Here is a 16,384-nt window from a genome sequence, read left to right as displayed (position 1 = left end):
GGCAGCTGGCCGGATCAGTTCACAATCAGTTCGGCATGCAAGGCCCCGGCGGCATGAATGCTTTTGAGGATGTCGATCATGTCGTGCGGTGCAACGCCCAGCGCGTTGAGGCCGGCGACAACCTCCGAGAGTGATGTCCCCGGCGGAAGTTCAGCCAGACCCGTGCCGGGCTCCAACTCAATCTGTGCGTCCGTTCTGGGTACGGTGATCGTCTCTCCCTCGGCAAAGGGGTTTGGCTGCACCACGACCGGCGTTTCGGCAACCCGCAGTGTCAGGCCGCCCTGGGCCACGGCAACGGCGCTGATGCGCACGTCGCGCCCCATCACGATGGTACCCGACCGCTGATCGACCACGACACGGGCGCGTGTCTCAGCCTCCACCGGCAGGCCCTCAATCCTGCCGACCACATGCGCGGGTGAGGGCATGCGCGCCGCGCGAAGATCGAGCGCCACAGTCCCTGCGTCCAGCATGGCCGCAACGGGACGCCCGAACTCGCGGTTGATCGTCGTCTCGATCCGCCCTGCTGTGGTGAAATCCGGCGCACGCAGGGCTAGACGCAAGGTGGACATTGCCGAGAAATCGAAATCGACCTCTCGCTCCACGCGCGCGCCCGAGGGGATGGTGCCGGATGTCGGCACGCCTTGCACCACGCGTGCAGCCTCGCCTTCGACCGAAATACCCCCTGCGATGAGCCCGCCCTGCGCGACAGCGTAGATTTCGCCATCCGCGCCATTCAGGGGCGTCATGATCAGGGTCCCGCCCTGCAGGCTGGATGCGTCACCGATCGCCGAAACAGAGACGTCGATCCGCGATCCGGCGCGTGCGAAGGGTGGCAGCGAGGCAGTGACGAAGACAGCGGCGACGTTCCGGGGACGAAACTCCTCACCCGCGACATTGGCACCCAGGCGTTCCAGCAGGTTCGCCATGATCTCTTCGGTGAATGGCGCGTTGCGCAGGCCATCTCCTGTGCCGTTCAGGCCGACAACCAGACCGTACCCCACCAGATCATTGCCCCGGACGCCATCCACCTCGACCAGATCCTTGAGGCGGATGACCTCTGCCGAAGCCGGGCCAGCGAGGAAAAGAAACAGCGCAGTGGCACGCAACATCACAAGTAATCCGAAAGTGAAAGGCGCGACAGACGCGCGGTGAGGGTGTAGATCATCTCAAGCCGGGCGCGCGCCTCTTCCAGACGGGTGGCAACGTCATAGCCATCCACCGCGATCAAGTCTGTCCGCGCCTGTTCGAGGGCCAGCGCCTCGGCTGATTGTCGGGCCTGGGACTGGGCGATGCGCGCCTCGGAAGAGCCGATCCGCGCGGACAGCATGACCCGTTCACCCGACGATTGAAGAAGGGCGGTTCCCGCCAGGCTTGCCAATGCCAACTGACCCGACCGATCATCGAACCCCGGTTCCGACATGAGGGCCCCGAGAAGCAGCCCCTTCAGCGTGGCTTGCAGAGCCGGATCAGCGGCTGTGACGTCAAGGCGCACAACATCTTGTGTTCCCACGGAAAGATCCGCGACATCGGCAGAACCAGAATAGACCTGCGTCAGAAAGCCCGCCGGATCGGAAAGCCAATCCTCAATCACCGTGGCTGCATCGGAAGCGGAGGCACCGGTGCCAATGGCCGTCTTCGCCGCGGCGAGCAGCGTATCGGCTTCAGGCAGCGGTCTGCGATCGGTTGCGGTGCCGGAAAACAGGCTTTGATCGGCAAACCGCGTGTTGAGCGCAGCAACCGCATCCTCGAATGCGGCCCTTGCGTCACGGGCCGCTATGCCGAGACTGCGCGCATCCGCCGACTGCGCAGCGCGGAGCAGCACGGACGCGCTTTTATCGGCGGCAGAAGACAGCCGTTCAAGAGCGGTTTGCATCGCTGTGGCGCGTTGCGCGCCCTGATCCGCCACACGCCCGAAAGCCGCGATCCGGGTGAGTTCTGTCTCGATGGCGGCAAGTGAGGATACTCTGCCGCCCAACTGACGGCCGACATCCGAAGCCGTCCCTCGCGCAAGATCTGCGCTGAGGGCGCCGATTTCCCGGCTGGTTTCGGCATTGCTCCGGCGCAGCAGGAAAAGCTGGGCCATGTCGCCTATGGTCACGGTCGTCATCGCTAGATCTCCAGCAGGTTCTGAAGCAGGCCATCCACGACCTGCAACACGCGGGCATTCGCGGCATAGGCCTTTTCGATCTGAAGCAGGTCCTGAAGCTCACTGTCGGTGTTAACGCCCTTTGCGGCCTCTGCCTCGGACAGGGTGTTTGCACGGGCAGAGGTGCGGCTTGCATCCTCTTCAGCCTGAATGCGACGTGTGGACAGCGTTTCGACAAGAGAGGATGCGCGTCCAGAAACGCTGATCGGCGCGGCATTGGCGAGCGCCGCCTGAAGGGCCAGCAGTTGCCGACTTTCCCCGACGGGCCCTGGCTGCGCAGCGCCAAGGCCATCCCGGATGAAGCGGATATCACCCCCGGCATCCAGATCAGCGATGGTGTTCAAGGCCAGCCGTGCCGAAAGCCCGGCAACCGCGCCTGCGTCGATCAGAGCGCCGGCATCAGTCAACAGGCCGGCCGATGCGGGCCCCAGGGTGGCATCCGCTGCGGACAGGCGTGTTCCGATATCGAGCGCCAGTGCATCAAGACCGGCCTGAACCTCTAGCACAAGTGTATCGCGCAGCGCAAAACGGGCCGACAGCATGCCGCCGGAAACCAGCGCATCCGGGCCCGTTCCGATGGCCTGACCGTTCAGCGTGAGACCCGAAAGGACGGACGGGCCCGATGCCGTGATGCCTGCTGTCGGCGTAAAGCCGAATACAGCCGGGCGTCCGTCCAGCAGCACCGCGCCATTCAGGGAGATGAGGGCAGACCGGCCATCCGGACGCGGCACCTCGCGCAGCGGGATCAATGCGGCAACACGATCCACTATCTGCTGGCGTTGGTCGATCATCGACGAGGCATCCCGCCCGGAGGCACGTTCAGCGACGATCTTCCGATCCAGATCGGCGATGCGGGACAGATCCGTGTTCAGCGCCGATACGTCATCAGCGATGCCAGCATCTGCCTCTGCCCGGACATTGGTGAGCATGTCTGACATGTCGCCAAAGCGGCGGGCGAGAAGCTTTGCCGCATCCGCGACCGCCGTCAGGGCGGTGCCACTGTCCGGCGTCGCCGCAGCCGTGATCAGGGCGCTGTCCAGTGCGGCGATCGTGTCCGTCAAGCTTCCGGCTTCGCCCGGCGCGCCATAGGCCCGTTCAAGACGCAGCAACTGCCCGGAAAGGTAATCCGCGGCACTGGCAGCGGCGCCCGCGCTGCGCCGGTCCGTCGTAAGGATCATGTCGCTTTGTCGGCGCACTTCGATCATCTGGACACCGGGCGCACGGGCGTCGGGCTGCACCACGACCTCGCGCCGCCCGTATCCCGGCGTTGCGGCATTGGCGATGTTCGAAGATACGGTCTCTGCCCTGCGGGACGTGATGGTGAGGCCGGACAGAGCGGCGCTGAGCGCGGATGAGAGGGCCATGTCCTACCTAGCGTTTGATGTTTGTGGTTTCCTGCAACATTTCGTCGACGGTCTGGATGACCTTCGCGTTCGACGCATAGGCGCGCTGTGTCTGGATCAGGGCGGTCAGTTCGGCCGCGACATCCGTCGTCGATCCTTCGCGTGTGAAGCCCGAGATCGTACCCGTCGGCCCGGTTCCGGCATCCCAGAGCGTGAAGGCCCCCGATTGCGGTGTGATCTGATAGGTCTGGTTCGGCTGGGTCCGCAGGCCGTTGATGTTCGGCACATCGACAAGCGGAATCTGGTAGAGCCGCTGCGAGAAGCCGGTGTCATAGCTGGCGGTGAGGAAACCCTCATCATCGACTTCGAGTGCGGCCAGCGTGCCGATGGGCGAGCCATCCTTGAACACCCCGACCGGCGCATAACCATTGTCGAGCTGCGTCAGCGCATCCGACGCCCCCGGCGCACCGATGGACAGCGTGATCGGGCCGCTTGCGACGTTGATGGTCAAGGTGCCCTGTGCCGGATCGTAAGCTCCGCCCGAGACAGTCGTGACCGAATCGATGGAACCGCCCAACCCACGGGTCGCATCGAAAGTGATGGAATATTCCCCGATCAGCGCCCCGTTCTGTGCGGAATCGCGAATCTCCATCGTCCAGGTGTTCGATGCCGCGCCAGTGGCGGGCACGGTCGGAGTGAAGCTGATCTGCAATGTTTCGGACGAACCAAGGTTGCCGAAATATTCCACCGAGAGGGGCAGGCTTTCACCATCCGCGCCCGGGATCGTGCTGGTGGCCGGAAGATTGACGCCAAGGCGGATCGCCGTTGTCGGATCACCGACACGTTGATTCGTGTCGACCTGAATGGGTTCCAGCCCGATCTCCGAGTTGCGCGAAAAGCCGGGGATCGTGCCATCGGGATTCGCAGGCCAGCCCAGCAGCATCAAACCGGATGCGGTGGTCAGGTTGCCCTGTGCATCCACGCGGAAGGCCCCAGTCCGGGTGAGCAGCATGGCCTGATCCCCGATCGCGCCATTCTGGCCGGCGCTGAGCCGGACCGGCAGCATGCCGCGCCCGGAAACCGCGAGATCCAGCGGGTTCGACGTAGCGACAAGCGGCCCCGCGTCATCCAGCACGCGCGACGCAACCGCACGCACGCCGCCCGCGCTGAACGCGCCAGCGCCCGCACTGCTGCCGCCGACGATCAGGCTTTCGAAATCCGCCGCCGCGCGGCGGTAGCCAAAGGTGTTCGAATTAGCAATGTTGTCCGAGATCGTGGCCAGCCGGGTGGCATTGGCATTGAGACCTGCAACACCGGCGTTGAGCGAAGACGTGATCGACATGAATAGCCCTTTTCAGCCTGAACCTGAGTCGGCTGCCATGTTTGGGCCAAAGGCATTAACGCGCGCCTAATCGTTCAATTCCCACCAATCCCGACGTGTCGCCGCAACAACGTCACCTCGATGCGATTGTTCCGGGCCGCCGTTGGATCCGCCGTTGCCGGGCGACGATCCGCAAAGCCGCTTACCCTGTGCAATCGCGCGGCATCCAGTCCAGCCTGCACCATCAGGCCGCGCAGGCTGTGGCCGCGCGCGCTCGACAAATCCCAGGACGGGTTTTCCTTCAAGGTGATCGGATAGGCCCGAACATGGCCGGAAACTGCAACGCGGTTTGTGGCGAGGGCCATCACCTCGGCCAGCAGGGCCGAAAGATCGTAAAGGATCGCGCGCGGCTCTGCGGTATCTGCGGTGAACAGCGCCTCATCCTCGGTATCGAACAGTTCGATGACCAGCCCTTCATCCGACAGGCGCGTCACCACATGGCGCTGCAGGCGATCCGAGATCATGCTTTCACCGGAATGTGCCAGAAGCCGCTGTTCGATGTCGCGCAGGATCGCCTCTTCTGCAGCGATCTCGCCCGGTGTGGGGCCGCCCGTGGCGGCGGGACTTGTGCTTTGGATCGGATTGGGGGTCGTGGCACCCGTTTCCGTCCGCGCCGGCGTTTCCTGCGACATCACATCCGTGCCGCCGAATACCCCCTCACCACCGCCTGATACGCGGTTGAGCGGGATCATCGGATTGAAGTAATCCGCGATTCCCTTGCGTTGCTTTTCCGTCGTCGCGTTCAGCAGCCACATCAGCAGGAAGAAGGCCATCATCGCGGTCACGAAATCGGCATAGGCCACTTTCCATGCGCCGCCATGGTGGCCGCCGCCACCCATGACCTTTTTCCGTTTGATGACGACTGGCGCGGCATTCCCCTGCCTGGCCATTCCACCACCCCATATTCACCCAAGGCACAGATTAGCCCGGGATGGTGAAGCAAGGGCTAAAGTGTCGGATTGTCGGGAAATCGCGTCAGACCGCGCAGGCAGGGCCGGGTCTGCAAGCCGATGGCGGCATAATCTGCGCAGAACTGCCGCAGCACAGCATGGGTCAGCCCCCGATCCAGCGTGATCGGATCATCCTGCGAAATCACCTCGAACCTTGCGCGGGGCAGCGACGTGCGCGTGGCAAGGAAGTCGGCAAGGTCCCCCGTGACCCAGCCATGCACGCCCACAAGATGCAGGTCAAACCTCTGGATGCTGCGGTCCAGAGCCAGCAAACCCGCCGCCGGCACAGCGGCGAGAACGCGTGTGCAGGCCGCCTCGTTCAACCCTGCCGCACAGGCCCCGGTTAGGGGATCGGGCCGCGCATCCTCGGCCTGCAACGCAAGGGCCAGCGCGTCCCGTTCAGGCGAAAGCAGCACCCGGGTGGGAAACAGATCATAGAACGCACCCTCCCGCTCGAATCGCAGAACGATAAGGCCTCGTATCGCGGCAAGGCGCCGTTCCAGGGCATGCGCCTCGGCCAGCGGGAGCGCGGTCAGCATCAGGCCGCCGGGTCGCGCGATGGCCACTTCGATCGTTTCGGCCGCCAGCCCAAGGACGCGCGCCAAGCGGCGCGACAGGCGGCCCGGATCAACCCAGATCGACGGCTGGATCGACAGATCGAAAAGCGGACTTCGATCATCGTCGCGCTGCAACAGCAGGTTCAAGCCCAAGGCAGACAAGAGTGAATAGAGCAGTTGTGCCGGTTGCGGCGCCAATCTGCGGGCGATCGGTCCCGGGCTTTCCGTCAACCGCTGCAGGGCCGCCCCTGTAGTGATGCCAAGATGATCAGCCAGTATCGGCGCGGCAAGGTGTGCCACTGCGCTGGGCGCTGCAAGGAGCAGCGTGAAGTGCGAGGTGTCGCTGCCTGTTGGCTGCATGCCCGCCAGTCTGTCCTTTTCAGGGTCACCCTGCCGCATGTCAGCGGCAGGGTGCGCATCTTCAAGATTCTTAAACTGCGAATGTGACAGTCTTGGGATGCGCTGCCAATCACTATTCGGCAGAGGATCGCGCCCAGAGATTGATATCTTCTTCCCGGCTGATCCGGTCGATGGTGGCAAGCTCTTCGGCGGTGAAGGTCAGGTTGCCGATCGCACCGGCGCAATCCACCACCTGTTCGGGCCGCGATGCCCCGATCAGCGCCGTGGTGATCCCGCCATCGCGCAGAACCCAGGCGATCGCCATCTGCGCCAGCGTCTGCCCCCGCTGCGCCGCCATATCATCAAGCGCGCGAACAGAGGCGAGCGCGCTTTCGGTGATCGTGCCGGGGTCAAGCGATTTGCCCTGCGCGGCGCGGCTGTCCTGCGGGATGCCGCCCAGATATTTCTTGGTCAGGATGCCCTGCGCCAGCGGCGTGAAGGCGATGGAGCCTAGGCCAAGCTCTGCCAGCGTTTCCTTCAGCCCGTCATGTTCCACCCAGCGGTTCAGGATGTTGTAGCTGGGCTGGTGGATGATGAAGGGGGTCTTGAGCTCCTTCAGGATGGCATAGGCCTCGCGCGTGCGCTGGCTGTTGTAGCTGGAGATGCCCACATACAGCGCGCGACCGGACCGGACGATGTGATCAAGCGCCAGCATGGTTTCTTCCAGCGGCGTGTCGGGATCGAAACGGTGGGAATAGAAGATATCGACATAGTCGAGACCCATCCGTTTCAGCGACTGGTCGCAGGATGCAATCAGGTACTTGCGGCTGCCCCATTCGCCATAGGGGCCGTCCCACATCAGATAGCCCGCCTTGGAAGAGATGATCAGCTCGTTGCGGTAGCCGGCGAAATCGGTTTTCAGGATCTCGCCGAATGCCTCTTCGGCGCTGCCGGGGGGCGGGCCGTAGTTGTTGGCAAGGTCGAAATGCGTGATCCCAAGGTCAAAGGCCGTGCGGCATATCGCGCGTTTCGTGTCATGCGGGGTGTCATGGCCGAAATTGTGCCAAAGGCCAAGGGAAATGGCGGGCAGTTTCAACCCGGATTTCCCGCAGTTGCGGTAGATCATCCGCGAATAGCGGTCGGCGGCAGGGGTGTAGGGCATGGGGTCCTCCGTCATGGAAATCGGCGGCGCGAGGGTCGCAAGGCCGCATTTGGCGGGCAGTTTCATCAGATTGGTTGCGCAGGTGCCAGAGGCTTTCCTCACATCGGCGCGAGAGATTGCGATGTTTCCCCGGTGGTCGCCCTTGCCCCTTGATCGGTGGTCGCCCTAGGTTGCCCGAAAGGATCGGTGCAGAGATTGTGTTCCATGCCGCCACCGGGTGCTTCCATGACGGACCTGCGCATTGCCGTCTTTTCTGTCCCTCGCCGCGTCGTGGTGATCAAGCGCGGGACTGGTATCGCGCTTGGCGCCTACGGGCTGGTGATGATTGCACTGTTCTATCCATGGCATGACCCGCTGCCACCCGAAAGCATCGCGCATATCGTCTGGCCCATGCTTGCCGTCAGTATCGCCGCGCTGCTGGCTTTCGTCTGGCGTCAGTGGAAACGCATCCCGCCGGGTGCGCCCGGAGGCACGCTGCAAATCGGGCCCAGCGGCATCGACTATCGGGTGGGTCCTGATCAGGTGCATCTGGGTTGGTCGCAGATCGCGGGTGTCACGCCAATCGCGAAACCGTCGAGACGGCAGGTCAGCGCCATCTGGCTGCCAAACGAGGATCCGGCGCCACCCAGTTCAAGCCGAATGACTCTGCTGCAGATCGCCCATGCCAAGAGCCCCTACCGCCCCGTCGAACGGCCCGATGGCGTGCTGCTTCCCATCGGGCTTTTCGGTCAGGCTGCCGCCGGGGCCATCGTGCACGCCCTTGGCACCCATCTGGAGGGGCAGGGTCAAAGGTCGTGATCGGATCGCCACGATCCGGGCGCCATAAGAGGGATAAAAGGGCGGCGATGTAGATGGCATCGCCGCCCCTTTGATCGTGTCACGGAGACCGGGTCAGACGAAACGGTTCCAGAGGTTTTCCAGACGCTCCTGACGGCCTGATTTCGGTTCGGGGTTCAGACCCTTGGCCGTGACCACCGCCGCCGCATCCTCCAGCGAGCCGGAGAGAAGCGCCTTCGCTTCAGGCTTTTCCCATCCGGCATAGCGGTCGGCGCGGGCCTTCTCCAGCGCGCCATCCTGAAGCAGCGCGGCAGCGGATTTGAGAGCGCGGGCGCAGGTGTCCATGCCGCCGACATGGGCTAGGATCAGGTCTTCGGCATCCAGCGACTGGCGGCGGATCTTGGCATCAAAGTTGGTGCCGCCCGTGGTATAGCCGCCCGCACGCAGGATTTCGTAGAAGGCCAGCGCCTTTTCCGCATGGTTGTTCGGGAACTGATCCGTGTCCCAGCCGGATTGGTAATCGTTGCGGTTCATGTCGATGGACCCGAAGATCCCCAGCGATGCCGCCAGCGCGATTTCATGTTCAAAGCTGTGGCCGGCAAGGATGGCGTGGCCCTGTTCGATGTTGACCTTCACTTCCTTTTCCAGCCCGAACTGGACAAGGAAGCCATAGACGGTGGCCACGTCGTAATCATACTGGTGCTTTGACGGTTCCTGCGGCTTTGGTTCGATCAGGATCGCGCCCTTGAAACCGATCTTGTGCTTGTATTCGACCACCTGCTGCAGGAAGCGGCCCGCATGTTCGCGCTCGGCTTTCAGGTCGGTGTTCAGCAGCGTCTCATACCCTTCGCGCCCACCCCACAGCACATAGTTCTGACCGCCCAGCTTCTGCGTGGCGTCCATATTGGCCTTCACCGTCGCGGCGGCATAGGCGTAGACGTCCGGATCGGGGTTCGTCGCCGCGCCCGCCATCCAGCGGCGGTGGCTGAACATGTTGGCGGTGCCCCACAGAAGCTGCGTCTTGTGGCCGGCCTGCTTCTGGCCGAGGTAATCGACGATTTCATCCAGATTGCGCTTCGATTCCGCGAAGGTCGCGCCTTCCGGGCGGGCATCGGCATCGTGCAGGCAATAGAAGGGAACGCCGAGGATATCGAACATCTCGAACGCCACGTCGGCCTTCATCTTGGCCAGCGCCATCGTGTCCCCGAACCACGGGCGCGTGAAGGTCTGGCCACCGAACGGATCACCGCCCGGCCATGCGAAGCTGTGCCAGTAGGCGACGGCAAAACGCATGTGATCTTCCATCCGTTTGCCGAGGATGACCTCATCGGGGTTGTAATGGCGGAAGGCGAATTCGTTGGTGCTGGAAGGTCCCTCATACTTGATCTGGGGGATGCCTTTGAAAAAATCAGTCATTTCAGTCCTCGGATTGCAATTTGGGCGGCGTGATAGCGGGCATGGCCCGCATCGAAGGCGTCAGTCAGTGACGGATCGGGGTCGATGCTGCGGGCGATGGGGGGCAGTGTCGCGATCTCTGCCCCGGCGCCAGTGGCGGCCATAAGGCCAAGCCGCGCCGCACCGAAAGCCCCGCCGAAATCCCCCGCCGCGGGCAGGTGGACGGTCGTGCCCAACGCCGTTGCGATGGCGCGCAGCCAGTAGTCGGACCGCGACCCGCCACCGACGGCAAGCAGCCGGTCAATCTGCGTGCCCGTGGCGCGCAGGGCATCACGACAGTCGCGGATCGCGAAGGTGACGCCTTCCAGAACGGCACGCGTTGCGGCGGCGCGGTCTGTGGCATGCTCAAGGCCGATAAAGGCCCCGCGCACCGCAGCATCATTCAGCGGCGTGCGCTCGCCCCCCAGATAGGGCAGGAAAATGGTCTTGCCCGGCGCGTGCAGGTCGCCCAGCGCGCCGGTCAGCGACGCGGCGCTTTCGCCCACCATACCGGCAAACCAGTTCAGCGCATCTGTCGCCGCAAGGATCACGCCCATCTGGTGCCATGTGTCCGGCAAGGCATGGCAGAAGGTGTGCACGGCCGTTTCCGGCGCAGGCTGATACCCGTCATTGGCCGCGAACAGCACACCCGAGGTGCCGAGCGAGACGAAGGCATCGCCCGCCTTCACCACGCCGACGCCCACGCCCGACGCGGCATTGTCGCCGCCCCCGCCCGCGACCACCACATCCTTGGGCAGGCCCCAGCGCGCCGCCAGCGCCGCGCGCAGCGTGCCGGAAACGGCGGAACCTTCCACCAGCCGCGGCATATGCGCCCGCGTCAGGCCTGTGGCGGCAAGGCAATCGTCCGACCAGTCGCGCGCCCCGGTATCAAACCAGCTTGTGCCGGCGGCATCCGACATCTCGGCCACATGTTCACCGGTCAGCCATAGGCGCAGATAATCCTTGGGCAGCAGGACGCGCGCCACGCGTTCGCGCAGGCGCGGTTCATGGCGCTGCACCCAGAGCAGCTTGGGCGCCGTGAAGCCCGGAAAGACGATATTCCCCGTGACCCGCCGGAACAGCGGATCACCGTCCAGTTCGGCCGCCTCTTCATGGCTGCGCGTGTCGTTCCACAGGATGCAGGGGCGCAGCACCTCGTCACTGGCGTCCAGAAGCGTGGCGCCGTGCATCTGCCCCGACAGGCCGATCCCGCGCACCTTTGACAGGCCCTGCGCGGCAAGGGCATCCAGCACGGTTTCCGTGGCGGCGATCCAATCGGCCGGGGATTGCTCGGACCAGCCTTCCTTCGGACGCGATACCATCAGCGTGGCGGTGGCCTCGGCCACCACCGTCTGACGGTCGTCGATCAGCACACCCTTTACCCCGGATGTGCCAAGGTCGATCCCGATATACATCAGGCGGCCTTCGCCGGCTTCTTGCCAAGAATGATCATGCCAAGGATGTCTTCGTCGGTCACCTCATCCACGTTGACGGTGCCCACAAGCTGACCGTTTTTCATGACCGAGGCGCGGTCGCACAGTTTCATCACGTTGTGGATGTCATGTTCGATCAGGAAGATGCCCAGACCCTGTGCCTTCAGCTCCTGGATCAGTTCCGACACCATCTGCGTCTCATGCGGGCCGAGCGCGGCGGTGGGTTCGTCCATGATCAGGATCTTGGCGTTGAAATAGACCGCCCGCGCGATGGCGACGGACTGGCGCTGACCGCCCGACAGGGCCGAGACGGGCACGTTGAACTTGCGGAAGTTTGGGTTGAGCCGCGCCATGATCTTGCGCGTCTCGGCCTCCATCTTCGTTTCGTCCACGAAGCCCAGCGAGTTCACGATCTCGCGCCCGAGAAAGAGGTTCGAGGCAGCGTCGAGATTGTCTGCCAGCGCGAGGGTCTGGTAGATCGTCTCGATGTTCTGGGCGCGGGCGTCGCGGGGATTGTTGATCTCCACCTTTTCGCCGTTGATCCGGATTTCGCCGGAATCCGGCTGATAGGCGCCCGAGAGGCATTTGATCAGCGTCGATTTGCCTGCACCGTTATGGCCCAGCAGACCGACGACTTCGCCGGGATAGAGATCGACGGTGACATGATCGACAGCCTTGATCCCGCCGAAGGAGATCGAGATGTCGCGCATCTCGACCAGAGGGGTTCCGCGATTGGTCATGGTGGTGTCCCCCTTACTTGATGCGCTTGCGGTAGACGATGTCGAGCCAGACGGCGAGAACGAGCGCCGCGCCGATCACGATCTTGCGGTAGGACCCGTCGCCAAAGCCGATGAGCACCATGCCCGTCTGCAGCGACACGAGGACAAGCGCCCCGATGATCGCGCCGTAGATCGTGCCGACGCCACCGGCGAGCGAGGTGCCGCCGACGACGGCGGCGGCGATGACGTAGAGTTCGTCAAGATCGCCCAGCGCGTTGGTGGCCGAGTTCAGACGGGCCGAAGCGATGACACCGGCAAGGCCCGCCAGCGCGCCCATCAGGGTGAAGATCTTCACCGTCATGGCGCGGGTGTTGATGCCCGACAGGGCCGCGGCCTCCGGGTTGCCGCCGATGGCAAAGACGTAGCGGCCAAAGCGGGTGCGGGTCATCAGGATCGTCATCAGGATGCCGACAACGGCAAGGATCAGCACCGGATAGGCATAGCCGTGCGCGATGAAGGCATCCTCCGGCACGTCCTGACCAAGCGCCTGATAATACTGCTGCAAGATGCCCTTGGGCCAGGGATAGGCGTTCACGACCAAGGTCGCGCCTAGAATGAAACCGCAGCCGAGCAGGCCCATGAACCATTCCGCCCAGACCGGGCGCAGCGCGAAACCGTGCAGACGGCGGTTCTTGCGCCCGTTCAGGACAAGCCAGATCACCCCGACACAGGCGATCGCGCAGACGATCCAGCTGCCCATGGCCCCGATCGCCCCATATGGCCCGCCGCCGAGAAGGGCGAAGGTGGGATCCACCGGCGAGATGGTCCGTCCGCCCGCGGCTAGGAAGGCCACGCCGCGCCAGATTAGAAGGCCGCCCAGCGTGACGATGAAGGACGGGATCGACAGATAGGCGATCATCCCGCCCTGGATCGCGCCGATCAGCGCACCAAGCAGCAGACCGAAGACCACCGTGATGATCCAGATCGCCGGATGGCCGAGGCCGAGCATCTGCGGCAGCCATTCCACCTGCAGCAGGCCCATGTACATTCCGGTGACACCGACGATCGAGCCCACCGAAAGGTCGATATTGCGGGTGATGATGACCAGCACCATCCCCGTTGCCATGATGCCGATGGAGGCTGTCTGCACCGACAGGTTCCACAGGTTGCGCGGCGTCAGGAACGATCCTTCCCCAAGAAACAGCGCGCCATAGGCATGAAAGCCGATCCAGATGAGGAACAGGGCGCCAACCATCCCAATCAATCGGGGGTCGAGTTCCGTCGCGCGAAGAAAGCGGCCGATGAGGCCGTCTTCCTTGCCCTGAGCCTGCGGTTGATGGGTTGTGTCGGTCATGTCCCGTCCTTGACGTTGAGGGGGATCTTTCGCCCGGCCAGATACGGCGGCGCGCGTCGCGCAGCGTGCTGCACCGTGGTTTCGGGCCTTGGCCCGCATGCAGGAAAAAGGGGCGGGACTGCCGGCCCGGACGGGCCGGCAGTCCCAGGATCAGATCACTGGCAGGCGGCCACGTCGGGCAGGGCGCCTTCGCAGGCCTGCTCTTTCGTGATGTGGCCCGCGTCGATCGCGAGGTTCAGCGTTTCCTTCGTGATCGGGGTCGGGTTCAGAAGGATCGCGTTCATTTCAACGCCCTTCTCACCGCCCGAGAACTTGGTCGCGCCGGGGATCGCGTCGAGCGCGGTGCCATCAGCCAGCGCCGAGGCGATTTCGCCCGCGGCCTTGCCCAGATCGCGCGCGTTCTTCCACACCGAAACGGTCTGGGTGCCACGCGCCACGCGGTTGATCGCGGCGAGGTCGCCGTCCTGGCCACCCAGCGGAACGTTCAGGCCCTGCGCGGCCAGAGCGGCAGCGGCGCCACCGGCCATGCCGTCGTTCTGGGCCAGCACGGCGTCAACGTCGTTGTTCGCGGCAGTCAGGATCTGTTCCATGTTGCGCTGGGCGTTCTCGGGCTTCCAGCCGTCCGAGTTCGCTTCGCCGACGATGGTGATCTTGCCTTCCGCAACAGCGGCGCCAATCACTTCTTCCATGCCCTGACGCAGGAAGCCGACGTTCGGGTCGCCCGGGTCACCCTTGATGATCGCGTAGTTGCCTTCCGGAACCTGCGCAAAGACCGACTCGGCGATGATGCGGCCGACGCCGACGTTGTCGAAGGTCAGATAGAAGGTGCGCGCGTCTTCGATCAGGCGGTCGTAGCCCACGACCGGGATGCCCTCGGCGGCGGCTTTTTCGATCGCAGGCCCGATCGCATCCTTGTCCCAGGCGTTGATGACGAGCGCGTCCACGCCCTGTGCGATCAGCGCGTCGATGTCGGACAGCTGCTTTTCAGCGGACGACTGGGCGTCGGCCGAGATGTATTCGTTGCCGGCGGCTTCGATGGCGGCCTTCATCGCGGCTTCGTCGATCTTCCAGCGCTCTTCCTGGAACTGCGCCCAGGACACGCCGATCTTCTTGCCTTCTGCCAGAGCGGCAGACGAGAAACCGGTCACCGCCATGACGGCGGCGAGAATTGCGATACGCATTGTTATCCTCCCTATGGATGCGGCCAGCGTATGGCCGGTACGACGGATTCGTCGGCACGGGCGAAAATTGGCGCGAATAATTTCAGTTGTCAAAATAATTTTGTTCGTCAAATCTTGGGCTGCTTAGGAAACAGGCAAAATCATGCGGCGGTGCAGCAAGTTTCAGAGCGGCTGCAAAGATTAGGGCAGGATTTCTGCCGATTTTTAGTTCGGAGACCGAATAAATGCAGCCCAAAGGGCCGATGGAAGACGGGGGAGAGGGCCGCCGCGGGTGCGGGCCGCTGATCCCGCCGCTTTCCGATACGCTGCGCCCGCTGCGCCAGCAGGTGTTCGAACGGGTGCGCGCGGCGGGGCTGATTCCCCGGGTGCAGGTGGCCAAGGATCTGGGTGTGAGCCCGGCTTCGGTGACGACGATCACGCAGGAACTGATCGAGGCGGGGCTGATCGAAGAGGTCGCGGCGCCGCGCGAGGGCGATCAGGGCCGGGGGCGGCCTGCGGTGTCATTGGGGGTGCGGGCCAATGCCCATCGCGTCGCGGGGATGAAGCTGTCGGATCGGGAACATACGGCGGTGATCGTGGATTTCGCGGGCAACCTGATTGCCGACGACGTCATTCCGCGCCGCCCGGGACCGATGGCGCTGGATGAAATTCTGACGGCTATTCAAACACTTCTGGATAGGGTCTGCGCCAAGGCAGGCATCACGCGGAGCGAACTTTCGGCAGTGGGCATCGGTGTGCCGGGCTTTGTCGATACGGTCGCGGGGATGGTGATGTGGTCCTCTGTCCTGACCGAAAGGGCGGTGCCGCTGGCGGCGGCGGCGCAGGCGCGGCTGGGCTTGCCGGTGACGGTGGACAATGACGCCAACCTTGTGACCCTGGCCGAACTCTGGTTCGGGGCGGGGCGGGGGTTGGCGGATTTTGCGGTGGTGACGATCGAGCATGGCGTGGGGATGGGCTATGTGATCAACCACCGGATTTACAGGGGAACTCAAGGACTTGGGATGGAGCTGGGCCATACCAAGGTGCAGTTGGACGGGGCGCTGTGCCGCTGCGGGCAGCGTGGCTGCCTTGAGGCCTATATCGCCGACTACGCGCTGGCGCGCGAGGCCACGACGGCGCTGAACTGGACACACCGCGAGGGCCAGTCGATCAGCGTGCTGCTGGAGAGCCTGTATGACCATGCCAAGGCCGGGAACACGGCGGCGCGGTCGATCTTTCGCCGGGCGGGGCGCTATCTGGCGGTGGGTTTGTCCAATGTTATCAACCTGTTCGATCCTGCGCTGATCATCCTGTCGGGCGAACGGATGCGCTATGATTACCTTTATGCGCAGGAGACGCTGGCCGAGATGGACATGCTGGCGATCCAGACCGGGCGCCCCCGCCCGCCCATCGAGATCCATGCCTGGGGCGATCTGCTTTGGGCGCATGGGGCGGCGGCGTTGGCCCTGTCTTTCGTGAGCGAGGGGTTGCTCGTCCCGGCGCGGGAGATGGCGGCGCAGTAGCGCGACGCCCGGGCAGCAAGTGGTGCAGCATCCCAGTGCAGCAAGGCGTGCATACGCAGCGCGCTGGGTGGAGCGAATTCCTTAACCCTGCGTCGGCCCGGAATGT

Annotated in this window: 14 protein-coding genes; 2 read left to right on the top strand and 12 right to left on the bottom strand. The window is 64.0% G+C overall.

From position 1 onward, the window contains the following. Positions 1 to 14: 14 nt before the first annotated feature. The 7 genes from GU920_RS07445 to mgrA all read right to left on the bottom strand — a co-directional run bounded on the left by GU920_RS07445 (position 15) and on the right by mgrA (position 7,878). Complete coding sequence (locus GU920_RS07445; protein ID WP_201743991.1) at positions 15 to 1,109, bottom strand: flagellar basal body P-ring protein FlgI; 1,095 nt, start codon at positions 1,107 to 1,109, stop codon at positions 15 to 17. After that, positions 1,109 to 2,107: a hypothetical protein gene (locus tag GU920_RS07440; RefSeq protein WP_161766282.1), complete on the bottom strand. Its 999-nt coding sequence runs from the start codon at positions 2,105 to 2,107 to the stop codon at positions 1,109 to 1,111. The genes GU920_RS07445 and GU920_RS07440 overlap by 1 nt, the downstream gene beginning before the upstream one ends. A gap of 2 nt (positions 2,108 to 2,109) precedes the next feature. Next, positions 2,110 to 3,510 (bottom strand): flagellar hook-associated protein FlgK, encoded by a 1,401-nt coding sequence (gene flgK / locus GU920_RS07435; RefSeq protein ID WP_161766281.1) that lies wholly within the window; start codon positions 3,508 to 3,510, stop codon positions 2,110 to 2,112. Between the two features lie 7 nt (positions 3,511 to 3,517). Beyond that, positions 3,518 to 4,831 (bottom strand): flagellar hook protein FlgE, encoded by a 1,314-nt coding sequence (locus GU920_RS07430; RefSeq protein WP_161766280.1) that lies wholly within the window; start codon positions 4,829 to 4,831, stop codon positions 3,518 to 3,520. Between the two features lie 74 nt (positions 4,832 to 4,905). Continuing rightward, complete coding sequence (locus GU920_RS07425; RefSeq protein WP_161766279.1) at positions 4,906 to 5,760, bottom strand: flagellar motor protein MotB; 855 nt, start codon at positions 5,758 to 5,760, stop codon at positions 4,906 to 4,908. A gap of 56 nt (positions 5,761 to 5,816) precedes the next feature. After that, entirely contained in the window at positions 5,817 to 6,737 is a 921-nt protein-coding gene (locus GU920_RS07420; protein WP_235933108.1) for a hypothetical protein, read from the bottom strand. A gap of 112 nt (positions 6,738 to 6,849) precedes the next feature. After that, the gene (gene mgrA / locus GU920_RS07415; RefSeq protein ID WP_161766569.1) at positions 6,850 to 7,878 is read right to left on the bottom strand and encodes an L-glyceraldehyde 3-phosphate reductase; all 1,029 of its coding nucleotides are present in this window, start codon (positions 7,876 to 7,878) and stop codon (positions 6,850 to 6,852) included. Between the two features lie 225 nt (positions 7,879 to 8,103). Between mgrA and GU920_RS07410 the strand changes: the two genes are divergently transcribed. Then, a complete protein-coding gene (locus GU920_RS07410) occupies positions 8,104 to 8,676 on the top strand; it encodes a hypothetical protein (RefSeq protein WP_161766277.1) in 573 nt (190 codons plus the stop codon). A gap of 93 nt (positions 8,677 to 8,769) precedes the next feature. Here GU920_RS07410 and xylA read toward each other — a convergent pair whose 3' ends face one another. The 5 genes from xylA to GU920_RS07385 form a co-directional block, all read right to left on the bottom strand. Further along, entirely contained in the window at positions 8,770 to 10,071 is a 1,302-nt protein-coding gene (gene xylA / locus GU920_RS07405) for a xylose isomerase (RefSeq protein ID WP_161766276.1), read from the bottom strand. Then, positions 10,068 to 11,504: a xylulokinase gene (gene xylB / locus GU920_RS07400; RefSeq protein ID WP_161766275.1), complete on the bottom strand. Its 1,437-nt coding sequence runs from the start codon at positions 11,502 to 11,504 to the stop codon at positions 10,068 to 10,070. Before xylB ends, xylA begins: the two co-directional genes overlap by 4 nt. Next, a complete protein-coding gene (locus GU920_RS07395) occupies positions 11,504 to 12,262 on the bottom strand; it encodes an ATP-binding cassette domain-containing protein (protein ID WP_161766274.1) in 759 nt (252 codons plus the stop codon). The genes xylB and GU920_RS07395 overlap by 1 nt, the downstream gene beginning before the upstream one ends. Before the next feature lie 13 nt (positions 12,263 to 12,275). Further along, positions 12,276 to 13,595, bottom strand: a complete 1,320-nt coding sequence (locus GU920_RS07390) for a sugar ABC transporter permease (RefSeq protein ID WP_161766273.1) — start codon at positions 13,593 to 13,595, stop codon at positions 12,276 to 12,278. A gap of 155 nt (positions 13,596 to 13,750) precedes the next feature. Beyond that, positions 13,751 to 14,776: a substrate-binding domain-containing protein gene (locus tag GU920_RS07385; protein WP_161766272.1), complete on the bottom strand. Its 1,026-nt coding sequence runs from the start codon at positions 14,774 to 14,776 to the stop codon at positions 13,751 to 13,753. A 224-nt stretch (positions 14,777 to 15,000) separates the two neighbouring features. On the opposite strand from GU920_RS07385, the gene GU920_RS07380 reads away from it, so the two are divergent. Then, a complete protein-coding gene (locus tag GU920_RS07380) occupies positions 15,001 to 16,278 on the top strand; it encodes an ROK family transcriptional regulator (protein WP_161766271.1) in 1,278 nt (425 codons plus the stop codon). Positions 16,279 to 16,384 lie beyond the last annotated feature (106 nt).

Origin of the sequence: Paragemmobacter ruber (assembly GCF_009908315.1) — a bacterium.
GTDB classification, from domain to species: domain Bacteria; phylum Pseudomonadota; class Alphaproteobacteria; order Rhodobacterales; family Rhodobacteraceae; genus Paragemmobacter; species Paragemmobacter ruber.
The sequence above is the reverse complement of the archived record's forward strand: the minus strand, read 5'-3'. Positions and strand labels throughout refer to the sequence as shown.